General features: G+C 42.2%; 16 protein-coding genes. 11 read left to right on the top strand and 5 right to left on the bottom strand.

Annotated features, from left to right (window positions below; translation table 11 throughout):
- Positions 1-102 precede the first annotated feature (102 nt).
- Positions 103-264 (top strand): hypothetical protein, encoded by a 162-nt coding sequence (locus CPS94_RS11345; RefSeq protein ID WP_162626418.1) that lies wholly within the window; start codon positions 103-105, stop codon positions 262-264.
- Positions 261-1,424, top strand: a complete 1,164-nt coding sequence (locus CPS94_RS07335) for an MFS transporter (protein ID WP_112194280.1) — start codon at positions 261-263, stop codon at positions 1,422-1,424. The genes CPS94_RS11345 and CPS94_RS07335 overlap by 4 nt, the downstream gene beginning before the upstream one ends.
- A gap of 74 nt (positions 1,425-1,498) precedes the next feature.
- Here the strand turns inward: CPS94_RS07335 and lacD are convergent, their stop codons facing one another.
- The 3 genes from lacD to CPS94_RS07320 all read right to left on the bottom strand — a co-directional run bounded on the left by lacD (position 1,499) and on the right by CPS94_RS07320 (position 4,023).
- On the bottom strand, positions 1,499-2,482 hold the full coding sequence (gene lacD, locus CPS94_RS07330; RefSeq protein WP_112194282.1) for a tagatose-bisphosphate aldolase: 984 nt from the start codon (positions 2,480-2,482) through the stop codon (positions 1,499-1,501).
- A gap of 107 nt (positions 2,483-2,589) precedes the next feature.
- Entirely contained in the window at positions 2,590-3,297 is a 708-nt protein-coding gene (locus CPS94_RS07325; RefSeq protein WP_112194284.1) for a GntR family transcriptional regulator, read from the bottom strand.
- A 6-nt stretch (positions 3,298-3,303) separates the two neighbouring features.
- Positions 3,304-4,023, bottom strand: coding sequence for a GntR family transcriptional regulator (locus CPS94_RS07320; RefSeq protein ID WP_112194286.1), 720 nt, complete (start codon positions 4,021-4,023; stop codon positions 3,304-3,306).
- A gap of 300 nt (positions 4,024-4,323) precedes the next feature.
- On the opposite strand from CPS94_RS07320, the gene CPS94_RS07315 reads away from it, so the two are divergent.
- From CPS94_RS07315 to nagA, 7 genes are all read left to right on the top strand, one after another.
- Positions 4,324-6,120, top strand: a complete 1,797-nt coding sequence (locus tag CPS94_RS07315) for a glycoside hydrolase family 35 protein (protein ID WP_112194288.1) — start codon at positions 4,324-4,326, stop codon at positions 6,118-6,120.
- Positions 6,117-6,599: a PTS system mannose/fructose/N-acetylgalactosamine-transporter subunit IIB gene (locus CPS94_RS07310; protein ID WP_112194290.1), complete on the top strand. Its 483-nt coding sequence runs from the start codon at positions 6,117-6,119 to the stop codon at positions 6,597-6,599. Before CPS94_RS07315 ends, CPS94_RS07310 begins: the two co-directional genes overlap by 4 nt.
- A gap of 6 nt (positions 6,600-6,605) precedes the next feature.
- Positions 6,606-7,499 carry a PTS mannose/fructose/sorbose/N-acetylgalactosamine transporter subunit IIC gene (locus CPS94_RS07305; protein WP_112194292.1) on the top strand — a complete coding sequence of 298 codons (894 nt, stop codon included), beginning with the start codon at positions 6,606-6,608 and terminating at the stop codon, positions 7,497-7,499.
- Entirely contained in the window at positions 7,486-8,310 is an 825-nt protein-coding gene (locus tag CPS94_RS07300; protein ID WP_112286450.1) for a PTS system mannose/fructose/sorbose family transporter subunit IID, read from the top strand. Before CPS94_RS07305 ends, CPS94_RS07300 begins: the two co-directional genes overlap by 14 nt.
- A gap of 68 nt (positions 8,311-8,378) precedes the next feature.
- Positions 8,379-8,777, top strand: coding sequence for a PTS sugar transporter subunit IIA (locus CPS94_RS07295; RefSeq protein WP_112194294.1), 399 nt, complete (start codon positions 8,379-8,381; stop codon positions 8,775-8,777).
- Positions 8,778-8,789: 12 nt separating this feature from the next.
- Positions 8,790-9,956 carry an SIS domain-containing protein gene (locus tag CPS94_RS07290; RefSeq protein ID WP_112194296.1) on the top strand — a complete coding sequence of 389 codons (1,167 nt, stop codon included), beginning with the start codon at positions 8,790-8,792 and terminating at the stop codon, positions 9,954-9,956.
- A gap of 15 nt (positions 9,957-9,971) precedes the next feature.
- Positions 9,972-11,120 carry an N-acetylglucosamine-6-phosphate deacetylase gene (nagA, locus tag CPS94_RS07285; RefSeq protein WP_112194298.1) on the top strand — a complete coding sequence of 383 codons (1,149 nt, stop codon included), beginning with the start codon at positions 9,972-9,974 and terminating at the stop codon, positions 11,118-11,120.
- 86 nt (positions 11,121-11,206) lie between these two features.
- On the opposite strand, the gene CPS94_RS07280 is transcribed toward nagA, so the two are convergent.
- Positions 11,207-12,310, bottom strand: a complete 1,104-nt coding sequence (locus CPS94_RS07280; protein ID WP_112194300.1) for a vitamin B12 independent methionine synthase — start codon at positions 12,308-12,310, stop codon at positions 11,207-11,209.
- Between the two features lie 210 nt (positions 12,311-12,520).
- Between CPS94_RS07280 and CPS94_RS07275 the strand changes: the two genes are divergently transcribed.
- Together CPS94_RS07275 and CPS94_RS07270 are read left to right on the top strand one after the other, a co-directional pair.
- Positions 12,521-13,783, top strand: a complete 1,263-nt coding sequence (locus CPS94_RS07275) for a serine hydrolase (protein ID WP_112194302.1) — start codon at positions 12,521-12,523, stop codon at positions 13,781-13,783.
- Between the two features lie 194 nt (positions 13,784-13,977).
- Positions 13,978-14,253: a hypothetical protein gene (locus CPS94_RS07270; protein ID WP_162626417.1), complete on the top strand. Its 276-nt coding sequence runs from the start codon at positions 13,978-13,980 to the stop codon at positions 14,251-14,253.
- 192 nt (positions 14,254-14,445) lie between these two features.
- On the opposite strand, the gene CPS94_RS07265 is transcribed toward CPS94_RS07270, so the two are convergent.
- A complete protein-coding gene (locus CPS94_RS07265; RefSeq protein ID WP_112194306.1) occupies positions 14,446-15,906 on the bottom strand; it encodes a glycoside hydrolase family 1 protein in 1,461 nt (486 codons plus the stop codon).
- Between the last annotated feature and the right edge of the window lie 2 nt (positions 15,907-15,908).

Here is a 15,908-nt window from a genome sequence, read left to right as displayed (position 1 = left end):
ATTATATAACGATTAATTTGTTTTTTGTTTTTGATTAAAAAAAGGTTTGAAAAATAAAGCGTGTCGGTGTATAATTTGTAAAAAATATGCGGAGGCTTTTTTATGAACAGTGAGATAGTGACAGATATTGTTTATATTTTAGAAAAGTATGAGATGACTATGCTAGATGAAAAGGTTATGAGCGTAGCAACCACTGTTAAAAACTTGCTGGTACTTATCACAAGCATTAAAGGACAAACTACTTTGGGGAGGTTCGGCGTATGAAAAAGAATTTTACTCTTTTTATTATTAGTGATCTTATTTCCCAATTCAGTGCCGGCATCGTTTTAGCTGCTTTGAATTGGTACATAATCGATGTGTATCAGTCTAATAGTTTAGTAGCAACGATCGCTAACATCAATGTTATTGCTGGGTTGATAATTTCTTTAGTAGCAGTTGGATTACTAAAAAGGATGAATTCAAAACGGATTGCATTGATGTCATACTTCTTTAGAGTTATTTTCATAGCACTACCGTTGATATTACTAAAGCTAGGGATTGATGATCGTCTGGCGATCTACCTGTTAGCTTTGAGTAATGGTATTGGCTGGAATCTATATTTTCCAGCATCCAAAGATATCTTGAATAGTTTTACCGCTGAAGAAAATGCACTGCAGCTCAATTCTTTTGCTGAAATTTCGATGCAAGTGGGACTATTTTCGGCAGCCCTAGTTTCAGGGATCTTGTATCGTTATATCGGATTTGAAAATATTTTACTTTTAGGTACGTTTCTTTTTTTCGCTGCCCTTGTTATTTTTGCTTTGGTGAAATATCAAGAATCAGATAAGGTAGAAGCGATAGAACAGCAAGGTGTTTTTGCTTATCTGATCCGACACAAGTGGTTATTGATACTAGGGTTAGTTTTATACATACCATTTATTGGTGCTAACGTTATTAACACAACGCTTCCTGGTTATATTCAAGCACATTTATCCGGGAATTCGATCAGTTATGGTTTTACAGATACGATGTATGGTGTAGGTGCTTGTTTAGCAGGGGTTTTACTCCCAGTCATTGCTAAATTTATCAATAAAGAACACCTCATTTTTCCGTTATTTTCAATTGCTGTGTTACTAGGTGTTGTTCTCGTGTTAAATCATAGTTTAGCTTTAACTGCCGGATATATTTTTTTATTGGGCTCAGTCGGTCCAGCGATCCGAACGATCATCTATACTAGAACGATGGAGATAGTTCCTAGCAAGCTATTGGGTCCACTTGTATCTGTTTGGAATTTTATCAATCTGATCTTTCAATTTGTCGCTAACTATAGCGTAGGGCGGGTGATGGATATAGTTGGCCCTCAATGGGGATTTATGATCTATGCTAGTACGATGCTTCTAGGGATATTGTTGTTTATTGGGATCAAAAACAGATATAGAGCATAAAAAACTCTAAGGGTAAAATATACGGGTGTACACTTTCTGGTACGGAATTATACCAGAAAGTGTACACCCGTTTTTTAGATCAAGTTTTTACTTGCAAGTGGAGTCGCAGTTTCTTTTAAGACGGTATTTAAAGCTTCGATATTAGCCCTTCCTTTTGTCTCACACCAAAGGCTCGCTGCACCAGCACCATCTTGTGCAAATGGGGCGACGCTATCTTGCCAGGTCGCACGCCCACACAAGACACCATTGAATTTTGAACCAGCTTCATGGGCAAAGTAGAGTGTATCTTGAAACATCTGTGCCGATACGCCAGCACTTAAGAAGATAAATGGGACACCGGAAGCCGCTTTGGTCTGTTCAGCAAAGTAAGCTGCAGCTTGTTCTTTGGAGTAGACTGCTTCCTCATCTTTTGCAAACCCAGCAATATAAGCCATATTAACTGGAACTTCGACTTTCAAGACATCAACGTTATAACGTGGTTTAGCAAATTCACGCATCATTTCGATAACTTTGTGCGGTTTGACGGCTGCATATTCTTTACCCTTGGTGTCTTCGATATTAGCATCATAGGACATCAATTCGAGGAAAAATGGGATATCTTCAGCTACGCACTCACTGCCGATCCGCTCGATGAAGGCCTGTTTTTTTTCGTTGATCGCCATTGGTTCATCGACATCATAATAGACCATGAACTTAACGGCATCAGCGCCCGCTTCTTTTAAGCGTTTAGCCGACCAAGCGGGTAAAAGATCTGGCATACGTCCTGGTTCGCTGATATCATAGCCCGTTTTTTCATAAGCTAGTAAAAGGCCACAGTTGTTGTCACGGGCCAAAGCTGCGGGCAAACCATATTCTGGATCGAGTAAGATCGCCGATGAATACGCTGTCATTTTTTGAGAGATAACTTTTTTGAACTCACTTAGATCAGAACTGGTTACGGGATGGTCGGCGTTTTTAGCCAACATCTTTTTTAATGAGCCACGTTGATCGATCGCAAGGGCTGCAATAATTCCATCAGAGTTAGAGAGCCGCTGTAAAGCCGTTGTTTTTCCTATCATGATCTCGCATCCTTTGTTTTAAAATGTTTGTTTATGTTCTTATACGTTTAAATTACCATGGAGAAAATGATTAGTCAAACGATAATGTTTATAAATGTTTGAAAATATCATTGAGTCGGGCTTTCAAGTTTGATCTTGTAATACTCCCAACGTTTGTACGAGCAGATGTATTCAATGATCTGTCCGCTGAGTGATAGAGTTGTTGTGCGTTCTTGTTTGACGGTCGGGGTCTCTTCGCTGATCTCTAAAAGAGTAGCGATTTTTTGGGGGGTCGGTAAGATGATCTGATTATATTCAACAAAAGGTTCGGTGTTTAGCTGGATCTTAAATTCATTTTTCATTTGAGTATAGATCGAATTGTAATAAGCGAGATCTTGGGGGTGAGTCACAAAGCGTTCGGGTAAATAAGTGCACTGATAGATATATGGGATCTGTTTAGCCCGGCGCACACGTTCGATCGCATAATAAAAGTCAGTTGAGGCAAGGCCTAAATGTGTCAAGATCGTGGAACGGTTATCTCGAGTGATGCTGATGACTTCAACGCGGTCATCGGGGGGCGAAAAGACCTCGAGATCGCTAAATTTAACGGTCTTTAACTTGCGCGAGCGTGAGATAAAGGTCCCTTTACCTTGGTAACGCACTAAAAAACCTTCAGCGACGAGCTCTTTTAAGGCGCGGATCACGGTGATCGAACTGACATGAAAGCGTTTGGTGAGTTCAGCTTCACTATAGAATTTGTCGCCACTTTCAAATTTGCCAGATAAAATTTCACTTTTGAGATTATTTTTGACGAGTTGATGCTTAGGGATCTTCATAATTAATTACACATCCTTTGTGAGAGGCACTTTGTAAGCAAAATAACGTGAAGGTGCGGTCGTGATCGTAAATTCAAAGGGACGTTCGAAGATATCATAGGCAAGCCGTTGGATCTTAAGGCAGGGTGAACCCACGCGTAGATCGAGTAAGTCAGCTTCGCGTTCGTTGATGAGACTAGCAAAAAATTCCTCAGCACCATCTTTGATCTTCAGCTGGTATTTAGTGGCAAGGAGGTCATAGAGCGAGTTTTTGACCAGTTCATTACGTTTTAAAGCAGGAAAACGTTCAGCCGGTAAAAAAGTTTTTTCAAACAAAACTGGCTGATGCCCCAATAAGCGCAAGCGCTCAACGCGGTAGACTGGCTCATCTTGAGCTAAGTGGAGCATTTGGGCCACATAGTAGTTAGGGATCGTCTGGGTGAAAAGTAAGATCTCGGTCGTGGGCGCCTGCTCAGCGGGCATATCCAATTTGCTGAAGCTGTAAAAATGTGCGTAATCATATTGAACGGGTTCATAGGTCACATAATAGCCGATGTTTTTAGCTTTGGCGATCAATTTTAGGTCTTCTAATTCACTTAGAGCAGCGCGGACGGTGGAGCGACTAACTGAATATTTGTGCGCTAATTCTTTTTCTGTGAAAAAGCGGGTATTCGTTGGCTGCTGGGTCTCTAAGATATTTTTGATCAATTTGTCTGCTAGAATAGCGTATTTAGGGCGTTTTATCATCGCTTAACTCACCTACTTTGAAAAAATTGTACGTTGAAAAAAACGTAAGCTGATAATATTTCACCCCAATTATACACTAAATGGTATGTAAATTAATACTGAAAAAGTATAGCAAAAAAGTTTAATTAATTGTGTAAATAAGCTAGAATTAAAGTGTAAATGATAGCGCATACAAAAGTGTATGACTAACTATTACAGGTATATACCACTTTCAGCTGAACCATTTTTTGTAGCATTTATTTATTATTACCGTAACTTAGTATATTAATATAATGATTTTATTTAAGAGGACAGATGGATATGGAGAATTTTATCGTACGAGAAGATGGACTTTATCTAAACGATGAACCCTTTAAGCTTCTTTCAGGGGCGATCCATTATTTTCGGATCCCACGTGAACAATGGTATCGGTCCTTATACAACTTAAAAGCATTAGGTTTTAATACGGTCGAAACATATACGGTTTGGAACCTCCATGAACCTAAAGAAGGCGTGTTTGATTTTAGTGATCGCCTTGATCTTAAGGCTTTCATTGAGTTAGCCCAGAGTTTAGGTTTGTATGTGATCGTGCGCCCGTCACCATATATCTGTGCGGAATGGGAATTTGGCGGTCTACCAGCTTGGCTCTTGACGAAAGAAAATATCAGGTTACGCGCTAATGATCCTGTTTTCTTACAGGCTGTCGAGCGTTATTATCAAGAGCTTTTTCAGATCTTGACGCCATTGCAGATCACACATGGTGGTCCGATCATCATGATGCAGATCGAAAATGAATATGGATCATACAGTGAGGACAAGACTTATTTACGTCAGATCAAAGCTTTGATGGAAAAATATGGAGCTGATGTGACGTTGTTTACCGCTGATGGTGCTTGGCAAGCAACGCTACGTGCGGGAAGTTTGTTAGAAGACAAGATCTTAGCGACTGGTAATTTTGGTTCCCATGCCAAAGAAAATTTCACAGCGTTAAAAGCGTACCAAGAAAAGCTAGGAGTCAAGCAACCTTTGATCTGCATGGAATTTTGGGATGGCTGGTTCAGTCGTTGGGGCGAACCCGTCGTTAAACGCGATCAAGCTGAACTTTTAGCAGCATTGCGTGAAGTTTTAACGCTAGGTGCAGGTGTCAATCTTTATATGTTTCATGGTGGCACTAACTTTGGTTTCATGAATGGCTGTTCAGCGCGTAGAGAACACGACTTACCGCAGATCACGTCATATGACTACGGCGCACCGTTAAATGAAGCTGGTGAGCCGACTCCAACTTACTATGCGATCAAAGAGCTGATCGGCGAAATGTATCCTGAGCTTGAACAAAAAGAACCAATAGTTGAAAAGACGATCAAGGTTTCAGATATCAAATTGACGGGGCAAGTCGATCTATTCACCTGTTTAGACCAAGTCAGTGAAAAGTATGACAGTCAATATCCGCAGTCGATGGAAGCATTAGGAAGTGGCTATGGCTATGTGTTATATCGCACACAGATCTTACGCGATAAGCTAGCTAAAGAACGTTTTCGCGTGATCGATGCTAGAGATCGGCTAGGCTTTTATCTAGACGGTGAGCATGTAACGACCCAATACCAAGAAGAGATCGGAGAAGATATTGAGGTCAAGTTACCTAATGAAACTGGGCGACTCGATATCTTAGTCGAAAACATGGGCCGGGTCAATTATGGAAGTAAGCTATCAGCCAATACGCAACGCAAAGGACTCGGACGCGGTGTTATGGCTGATCTACACTTTATCTTAGGTTGGCAACAGTATGTTTTGAACTTTGATAAGCTTTCAGCGCTCGATTTTACCGGTAAATGTATCAAAGGCCGACCGAGTTTTTATCGCTATGAGCTCGAGTTAGTTGAGCCAGGTAATTGTTATCTAGATCTAAGTGGCTTTGGCAAAGGAGTCGCGCTGGTAAATGGGCATAATTTAGGTCGTTTTTGGCAAAAAGGACCACAATTAGCGCTCTTTGTTCCCGCAGAATTTTTAAAGCAAGGCAAAAATGAAATCGTTATCTTTGAAACAGAAGGCATTTATCAAACTAAGCTGAATTTGGTAGAAAGACCGATCTATAAACATATTAAGGAGGATGCGCAATGATTATTGCAGTACGGATCGATGGACGTTTGATCCATGGACAGGTAGCTAATTTATGGACGACTAAGTTAAATATCACTCGGATCATGGTCGTAGATGATGAAGTTTCACAAAGTGCGATCGAAAAAAGTGGACTTAAGCTTGCAACGCCAGCCGGAGTTAAGTTAAGTGTTCTCCCGTACGCGCGGGCAGCGGAAAATATCTTAGCTGGTCGTTATGACTCACAACGTTTGTTGATTGTGGCTAAAAAACCACATTATTTATTGAAATTAGTTGAAGCTGGCGTCCCACTTGAAGAGATCAATGTGGGCAACATGTCACAGTCGGATACGACGACTTCGATTACACGCTCAGTAAATGTTGATGAGCAAGATATTTTCGAATTCAAAGAATTGAACAAACATGGGGTCCATTTGATCCATCAAATGGTACCTGCTGATTCGGCGGAAGATTTTATGGAGCTATTGAATAAGAAAGGGTGAGCCTAAATGACAATTGCATGGTGGCAGATTTTACTACTCACGTTGTATGCCGGATACCAGATCTTAGATGAATTACAGATCAACTCCTCGGCGGGTTCAGCTGTTTTTGCCGGCTTGATCTCCGGGCTTGTAATGGGTGATCTAAAGACTGGTCTATATATTGGTGGGATGATGCAACTGACGATCTTAGGGGTCGGAACTTTTGGCGGCGCTTCCAGAATTGATGCTAACTCGGGTACGATCTTGGCGACCGCCTTTGCCGTTTCGGTCGGGATGGATCCCAAACAAGCGATGGCAGCGATCGCAGTGCCAGTGGCTGCCTTGATGATCCAAACTGATATCTTAGGCCGTTTTGCCAATACGTATTTTGCACACAAGATCGATAAAGATGTGGAAAACTTTGAATATAAGAAGATCGAACGTCACTTCTTGATGGGGGCGATCTCATGGTCACTTTCCCGGATGTTACCAGTGTTCTTAGCTTTAGCCTTTGGTGGTGGCCTAGTTTCCAAAGTCGTTGGTTACTTGAACGGCGATCTCAAATGGTTAGGGGATGGGCTCTCAGTTGCGGGGGCAGTCTTACCAGCTGTCGGTTTTGCGATCTTACTGCGCTACTTACCAGTTAAGAAACACTTTGCTTATTTGATCTTGGGCTTTGTGATCACTGCACTTATGACAACGCTCTTTGGCAATATCCAATTGCTTGGAACAAGTGTTGCCGGTTTAGACAAGACTTTAGTAGCTAACTTCAATAGTATGCCAATGTTAGCGATCGCTTTGATCGGTCTAGCTTTAGCCTATATCTCTTACAAACGCAGTGATGCGGATGCACCAAAAGCACCGCAACAGCCACAGGTAAATAATAACAGTGAGGGGGAAATTGAAGATGACGAACTCTAATAAACCAAAAACAACAGGTTACAAATTGACCGATGCCGACTTCAAGCAGATCAACCGGCGCAGTCTCTTTGGTTTCCAATTAGGCTGGAACTACGAACGCATGCAAGCGTCAGGTTATCTGTATACGATCTTGCCCCAATTGCGCAAGATGTATGGTGACGGGACACCTGAGTTAAAGAAGATGATGAAATTACACACCCAATTCTTCAACACGTCAAACTTTTTCAATACGATCGTTACAGGGATCGACTTGGCGTTGGAAGAAGAAGGGGCCAAATCAGCTGAAACAGTCAACGGTTTGAAAGCTGGTCTGATGGGACCGTTTGCTGCAATCGGGGATGCGATCTTTGGCGCTTTGATCCCAGCGATCTTTGGTGCGATCGCCGCTGATATGGCGGTCAAAGGTAATCCACTTGGCGTTTTGATCTGGGTCTTGGCCTGTGTAGCGATCATGGTCTTTCGTTGGAGCCAATTGAAATTTGCCTACAAAGAAGGTAGCACTTTGGTAACAACGATGCAACACCGTTTGACCGCTTTGACCGATGCTGCGACCCAACTTGGGGTCTTCATGGTGGGAGCGTTGGTAGCTACAATGATCAATGTTAAACTCGCTTGGACACCGATGATCGGAGACGTTAAGATCGATTTCCAAAATAACTTGGATATGTTATTACCTAGATTATTACCAGCAGTGATCGTTTTAGCTGTTTACTGGTTACTTGGTAAGAAAAATATGACTTCGACCAAAGCGATCTTCATCGTACTCTTTGTTTCAATCGCATTATCAGCTTTAGGTGTTATTTCAAAATAGACTCTTAGCGGACCATGGTGAAGTAGCTTCATTGTGGTTCGTTTACCATAGGAAAGGAAATGAAATTTATGAAACCATTAGTATTGATCAGTCACGGAGATCTAGGTATTGAATTGAAGAAAAGTGTTGAAATGATCATGGGACCACAAGATGATATCTACACAGTATCACTGTTACCCAATGAAGGCCAAACAGAATTTTTAGCTAAATTTGAAAAAGTTGTTGCTAAGCTTGATGATTTTGTCGTGTTAGCTGATCTATATGGTGGGACACCGTGCAATGTGATCGCCAAACAGATCATGGCCGGCGCTAATTACCGGCTCTATGCTGGGATGAACATGGCAATGGTGATCGGGTATTTGAACGCAGAAATGTTAGGTTCAAAGGCTGATCTTATTGCGGAAGCGCGCAATGGCGTGACTGATGTCAATGAAGCGCTCCAGGGTTTGATCGATGCAAATAGTTAAGAGGTGAGCAGATTGTTTGAAAAAAGTAACGCGACCTTAGAAAAATTAGGAGCCGTTATTACGACCCGTGAGATCCAACAAGAACCAAAACTTTGGCTAGAGACCCTAGCGATCTGTCAACAGCATCAAGCTAAATTAGCTGACTTGTTGGCTAGCTTTGAGCTCAAAGAAAACCAAAAGATCCGCGTGATTTTCACGGGAGCGGGGACCTCACAGTATGTGGGGGATACCTTAGTGCCTTATCTACGCCGGATGGGGGACACGAACCGCTTTGAATTTGTGAGTCTGGGGACTACGGATATCGTGGCAGCACCAAAAGACTATCTTTTAGCCGATGAACCGACCTTACTCGTGTCCTTTGCGCGCAGTGGTAATAGCCCTGAAAGTAAGGCAACTGTGAAATTAGCAAATAAAGTCGTCAAACAGGTCAAGCATTTAGTGATCACCTGTGCTGCTGAGGGCGCTTTAGCAGTTACAGGAAAGACTGATGCGAACAGCTTGGTCGTTTTAATGCCAGAGCTTTCTAACGATAAAGGGTTTGCGATGACCGGCTCATTTACGTGTATGACATTAGCGGGTCTCTTGTTTTTTGATCAAACTGACCAAGCTAAAAAGATCGACTATGTAAAAACAGCAGTTAAATTAGGCGAGTATGTGATCGAACAAGAAGACCAGTTAGCAGCTTTAGTTGAGCTTGATTTTGAGCGGATCGTTTACCTGGGTTCGGGCCCGTTGAGTGGACTAGCTCGTGAAGCGCAATTGAAGATCTTGGAATTGACTCATGGTCAGATCGCAACAGTCTTTGATTCTTCGATGGGCTTTAGACATGGGCCAAAATCTTTTATCAATGAAAAGACTTTAGTGTTGGATCTTGTAGCTAATGATCCGTATACCCGCAAATATGATCTTGATGTGTTAGAAGAAGTTCACGCCGATCAGATCGCTTTGCAGACGGTAAGCATTGGGCAAGTGAGTGGCCATGAATTTACTGGCCAACGTTTCGATTATCCTCCAAGTGAGACCTTACCAGAAGGCTACTTAGCCTTGCCCGATATCATGGTGGCCCAAGTGATCGCTTTATTGACTTCACTTAAGATCGGTAACACACCCGATACTCCATCGCCAAGCGGGACCGTTAATCGTGTCGTTAAAGGTGTTTTGATCCACGAATTTGAATAAAGAAGGCGAAATGACATGCATTATTATATAAAAGCACAGACATTTTTAACTAAAAGTGGGGTAAAAACTGGGGGCTACTTAGAGATCAAGGATGGTAAATTTGGCCGTTACCTACCGCCAGAGACCGACCTTTTTGCTGCAACGATCATCGACAAAAAAGATGCGATCATTGCCCCGGGCTTAGTTGACACGCACATCCATGGCTATGCGGGACATGACGTGATGGATGCCGATCCAGCAGGCTTAGCTGAGATCTCACAGAGGTTACTTTCATGTGGGGTAACTTCCTATCTGCCGACGACTTTGACCGCACCACCACAAAAGTTAGCGCAGGTTTGTCAGTTGCTAGGTGAAAAAGCTCATGAAATATCAGGTGCCAAGATCCAAGGGATATATCTTGAGGGACCTTATTTTACTACGGAACATAAAGGAGCACAGAACCCAGCGTATATGCGCGATGCCGATCTTGTTGAGCTTAAAAGCCTGCAAGCTTATGCAAAAGGAATGATCAAAAAGATCGCCCTTGCCCCCGAACGTCCTGGGGCGCTCGCATTTACCAAGCAAGCTGTCAAAAGTGGGGTCAAGGTTTGTCTAGGGCATAGTAATGCTACCTATAAAGAAGCGATGGCAGCTGTTGATGCTGGCGCTGATATCTTTGTTCACACGTATAATGGGATGAGTGGCCTAAATCATCGGGCACCTGGAATGGTCGGAGCTGCTTTTGCAAGTGATGCTTATACTGAGTTGATCTGTGACGGACATCATGTTCATCTGGGTGCGATCTCAGCGTTGCTCAAGGCTAAAAAAGAAAAGACCGTTTTGGTGACTGACTGTATGCAAGCAGGCGGGATGCCTGAAGGTGAGTATATGTTAGGCGAGTTTTTGGTCGAGGTCAAAGATGGAGCGGCCCGCCTAAAAGATGGTGGCAGTTTAGCTGGCAGTGTCTTAGAGCTATTTACCGCAGTCAAAAACCTTGTTGATTGGGGGCTATGTAGTCTTTCAGAAGCATTTGAAATGGCAAGTGAGCTTCCAGCTAAGAGTGCCGGGATCGCTGATGTCTGTGGCAGTATCCAAAATGGCCGTGACGCTGATTTCTTGGTAGTCAGCCCAACTTTAGAACTCAAAGAAACTTATGTTGATGGCCAAAGTGCTTATCAAAGATAATGCTCTCTTTGATAAGCAAATAAACTCCCGCTCAAGATGCAAGAACACACCTTGAGCGGGAGTTTTTGCTAGTAGTTATTTATACACTACCAGATCTCTTTACCTGTTTCGACTACTAATTTGACCTTGGCCCATTGTTCATCTTCGGTCAATTCGTTACCTTCTTCTGTTGAAGCAAAACCACATTGAGTTGAGATCCCCAGATTTTCTAAGGGTACTAGCTTGGCTGCTTCAGCTACTCTAGCCTTTAACTTAGCTGGATCTTCTAAGTCAGGGAATTTTGAGGTCACTAAGCCTAAAATGATCTTAACGTCTTTTCGCTCGTTCCAGATCCGCTTTAAGGCATCAAAATTGCCGGAACGTTCATTATCGTATTCTAAGAATAATTCATCATAGTTCAAAAGACTTAAGTATGGTGCGATCACGTCATAGCTACCACTGAATAGGTAAGTCGATTTGAAATTGCCCCGACAAATGTGGGTCGTGATGGTCATATCGGCTGGGACTTTTTCAAGCATCTTATTGATGACAAAGACGCTATCTTTGGCTAAAGCTAAATATTTGTCGCGTTCTTCACCCGTTGTTTCATTTAACTTGCTGATCAAAAAGGCCCAGGTCGTATCATCTAATTGTAAATAACGACAACCTAGATCATAGAAATGCTTGATCGTTTCACTATAAGCTTGAGCTAAACCCTTGAGAAATTCTTCCCAATTAGCATAGAAGAGTTTGTAATTTTTACTGCGATCATCTCTAAAGAAAAGTGTTGGAGAAGGGATCGTTTGTTTAGCAACAACGCCTTTTGGAACGATGCTCTTTAGATACTTAAATTGTTCAAAGAAGGGGTGGTCTGGATTATATTCGATACGGCCACCCAACTCAACATTGTCAGTTCGGGTCTTTTCCCCGTGGAATTTATAACTTTGGTGATAATCATAGCGTTTGACACCCTTGAAGCCCCAAAGAAAATCTAAATGCCACCAACTGCGCCCAAATTCACCATCGGTTGCATCCTTTAAGCCAAGTTTAGCTTGTTTTTCAACAACACGTTTGATCTCTTTTTTCAAGATCTCATCGTAATTATCTTGGTCGATCTTACCGTTTGCTAAATCCTCTTTAGCATGTTTTAATTTACTTGGTCGTAAAAAACTACCGACAACATCATAGTGTGAACTAAATTTTTCATTCATAATTAATGCCCCCCTTGAAATCGTGAAGCGCTAAACCTCACGTTACTTTAAGGATAACGCTAATTTTCCACTTAGACAAAGAAAAGCAATTTTGTAGCTAAAAATAGTGAAAAAACTAAGGAAAATTTCAAGGATAAGATACCTATTAAAAATGACCGATTTTAGCTAGAATATTACTAAGAACTAGAGATAATGAAGGGATGTTAAGACGTGAAGTGTCCAAAATGTAATTCGACTAATCCAACTGGCTCAAAATTTTGCCAAAGTTGTGGTGAAACTTTGCCAGATCCAACTACTCAAGTATCAAGCGCTAAGCCAGGAAAAATCTGCCAAACTTGTGGTGTCTCAAATGATATCAAAAATGATTTTTGTGACCAATGCGGTGCGCCCTTTGCTGGCACGGCCCCAAAACAAGCGCCAGCGCCAGAACCGACCTATTCGCGAACAAAAGGACCATATGCGGGTGTTCCCCAACGTAAAAGTAATCCAGCTGGGATCATCATTGGGGTAGTTGCAGGGCTACTTGTTTTAGGTGTTGGTGGGTATTTTGCTTACAATACACTCAATAAACCAGCTAATGAAACAACTTCTGTAGCTAAAAGTAGTAAGGCTGAAAGTTCGACTGAAAAAGAGAGCAGTAGTGTTGCTTCTAGCAGTAGTGAAACTTCGAGTTCAAGCTCCAGCTTTGATGAAGCTAAAGTCAAAGAACTTGTAGCTAATGATATCGGCGGGATCGCTGGTGATAAAACAGTCTATGTGGCACCGATGAATGAAGATACGAGTTATTTATTGAACAATCAAACTCAAAGTGCAGCTTCGGTGATCAAACTCTTTATTTTAGCAGCAGCCTATGCCCAACAAAAGATCGGTACGATCAATTTAGATGATACGTATACTCTTTCTAATGCTGATAAAGTTGGTGGGACAGGTGTGATCCAAAACATGCCAGCGGGCAAGACCTTTACTTACCGTGAATTATTAGCTTATATGATCGATGAAAGTGACAATACAGCGGCTAACATCATGATCGATGCTTTAGGTGGGATCGATAAAGTCAATGCACAGATCGAAAAGATGGGGGCCCATGATACTAAGTTACAACGTAAGATGATGGATACTAAGTCACTTGAGGCTGGGCGCGATAATATCACATCGGCAGCTGATGTGGGTGAATTGTTGAAGAAAGTTTATAACCACAAATTGATCAGTAAGAGTGACAGTGCTGAATTCTTAGATATTTTAAATAAGAACCGTGATCATGATAAATTAGTTCGTGACCTACCAACTGGAGCTAAGGTCTACAACAAGACTGGGATCATGCAAAATTACGGGATCTTAAATGATGCAGCGATTATTGAAAATGAAAAAGGTGCCTTTGTTGTCGTTGTCTTGACCCAAAATGGTGATAACAATGAAGAACAAGCAGCCATGAATAAATTAGGTCTGGACCTATACAATACTCTATTACAATAACTTTAGCGGGCCATGAGGTGATAACATGAAAAAGCAGTTACGTGTTTTAGGCGTACTGGTTTGCTCGTTACCCTTAATGACAGGGTGTTTGCCCTAAACTAAGGACAAACAAGGATCTAGTAGTAGCCATAAAACTAGTCAAACAACTAAAAAGAAGGCTAGCAGTAGCTTCACATGCTCCAGTGACAAAGGGTGTGACAAAAGAGCAACCAGTGTCGGATTCTGTTGTTGGACAGACCCTACCTAATGGAATGGATTTTTATTATCATTTAGCGATCCAAGCAGGAATATGTGATCCCAGCGTTTCACCTGAGGATTTTTATCGTGAAGCAACTTTAGGTGATCAACAAGTTACTTATCAAGGCCATACGGTAACCGTTAAACTTATCCACAAGGGTGAGGGTGCGTATGAACAAAACGGAGAAACGATGATCGATAATTCCATTTATGAGATCGTTTCGGTAAATTGAGATAAAAACAGTGCAAAAAAATCGGGTAGTGCCTTAGCATATAGCTATGACACATCCGATTTTTTTGCACTGTGGTAGTCGTGCTTCAGAAATCTGAGCCTAGCGTATAGCTACGAATAGTCAATGCTGCAAGGTACGCACCATCGCCTATTCTAGGCTATCCGTACGGTTCACCCGATTTCTTACGCACTGTTATAGGTTTTCGCCGTTTGATGCGATCACTTGTTGGTACCAATAAAAGGAATCTTTGCGGATCCGTTTTAAGGTACCATTGCCCTCATCGTCTTGATCGACATAGATGAAGCCGTAACGCTTAGACATTTCTGAAGTTGAAGCACTGATCAGATCGATCGGGCCCCAAGTCGTATATCCCATCAATTCGACCCCATCACCGATCGCTAACTTCATCTGCTCGATATGTTTGCGTAGATAATTGATCCGATAGTCGTCGTGAATCTTGCCATCAGAAGTGAGCTCATCAAGAGCACCTAGCCCATTTTCCACGATGAAAAGTGGTACTTGATAACGATCCCACATCTCATTTAAAGCGATCCGAAGTCCGATCGGATCGATCTGCCAGCCCCAATCACTTGTCTCAAGATAAGGGTTAGGCTGTCCAAGAGCGAAATTTCCTAGAGCTTGATCAGTTGTATCTTTGGCAGAGCTGATCGTTGACATATAGTAGCTAAAGCTTAGGTAATCAACTTTTCCTTCAGCTAAGATCGTTGTATCTTCTGGCGCAAAGTCTAAGGTGATCTCGTGCTCTTTAAAGAAGCGATTCATGAAGTTTGGATATTGACCACGTACTTGAACATCGGTAAAGAATAGATTGAATTGATCATTTGCTTGAGCTGCGCGGACATCAGCAGGGTCAGGGGTAGCTGGATAAGTTTGCATCCGTGCTAGCATACAACCGATCTTGGCATTAGAGTCAAGCTCATGGAGTTGCTTGACTGCTAGAGCGCTAGCGATGAATTGGTGATGCAAGGCTTGATAGCGTAAGTTGAGCATTTCTTTTTCACTTAGCTCAGCGTCGATCGCACCTGTGCCACCAAAGCCCATCGAAGCAGCATTGATCTCATTGAAAGTCATCCAATATTTGACGATCCCACGGTAGCGTTCGAATAAAACTTTTGTGTAGCGGGTAAAATGTTGGATCACTTCACGACTAGCCCAACCGTTGTATTTGAGGGTAAGTTCGAGGGGCATCTCATAGTGTGAGATCGTGACGACTGGTTCGATATTGTATTTCTTACAGGTCGCAAATACCTTATCGTAAAATGCAAGGCCCTTTTCATTAGGTGTCTCTTCTAAACCAGTCGGAAAGATCCGAGCCCAAGCAATTGAGAGGCGAAATGCCTTAAAGCCCATTTCACTGAAGAGTTTGATGTCTTCTTCGTAATGATGATAAAAATCGATCCCGCGGCGCTTAGGATAGTTAGCCACGCCGGGGTCAGCGATCGCTGCTTGGATGCTGTCTTTAGTTACAGAACTCATAGTAAATGTTTTGCGGTCAGTAGCTTTCTTGACGACCTCGGCTGTTGTTAGACCTTTGCCGTCAATGTCAAATGCTCCTTCGATCTGGTTAGCTGCTGTTGCGCCACCCCAGAGAAAATCTTGCGGAAATGTTTTAGGAAAATCAGTTTGATACATTT

Origin of the sequence: Ligilactobacillus murinus (assembly GCF_003288115.1) — a bacterium.
GTDB lineage: Bacteria > Bacillota > Bacilli > Lactobacillales > Lactobacillaceae > Ligilactobacillus > Ligilactobacillus murinus.
The sequence above is the reverse complement of the archived record's forward strand: the minus strand, read 5'-3'. Positions and strand labels throughout refer to the sequence as shown.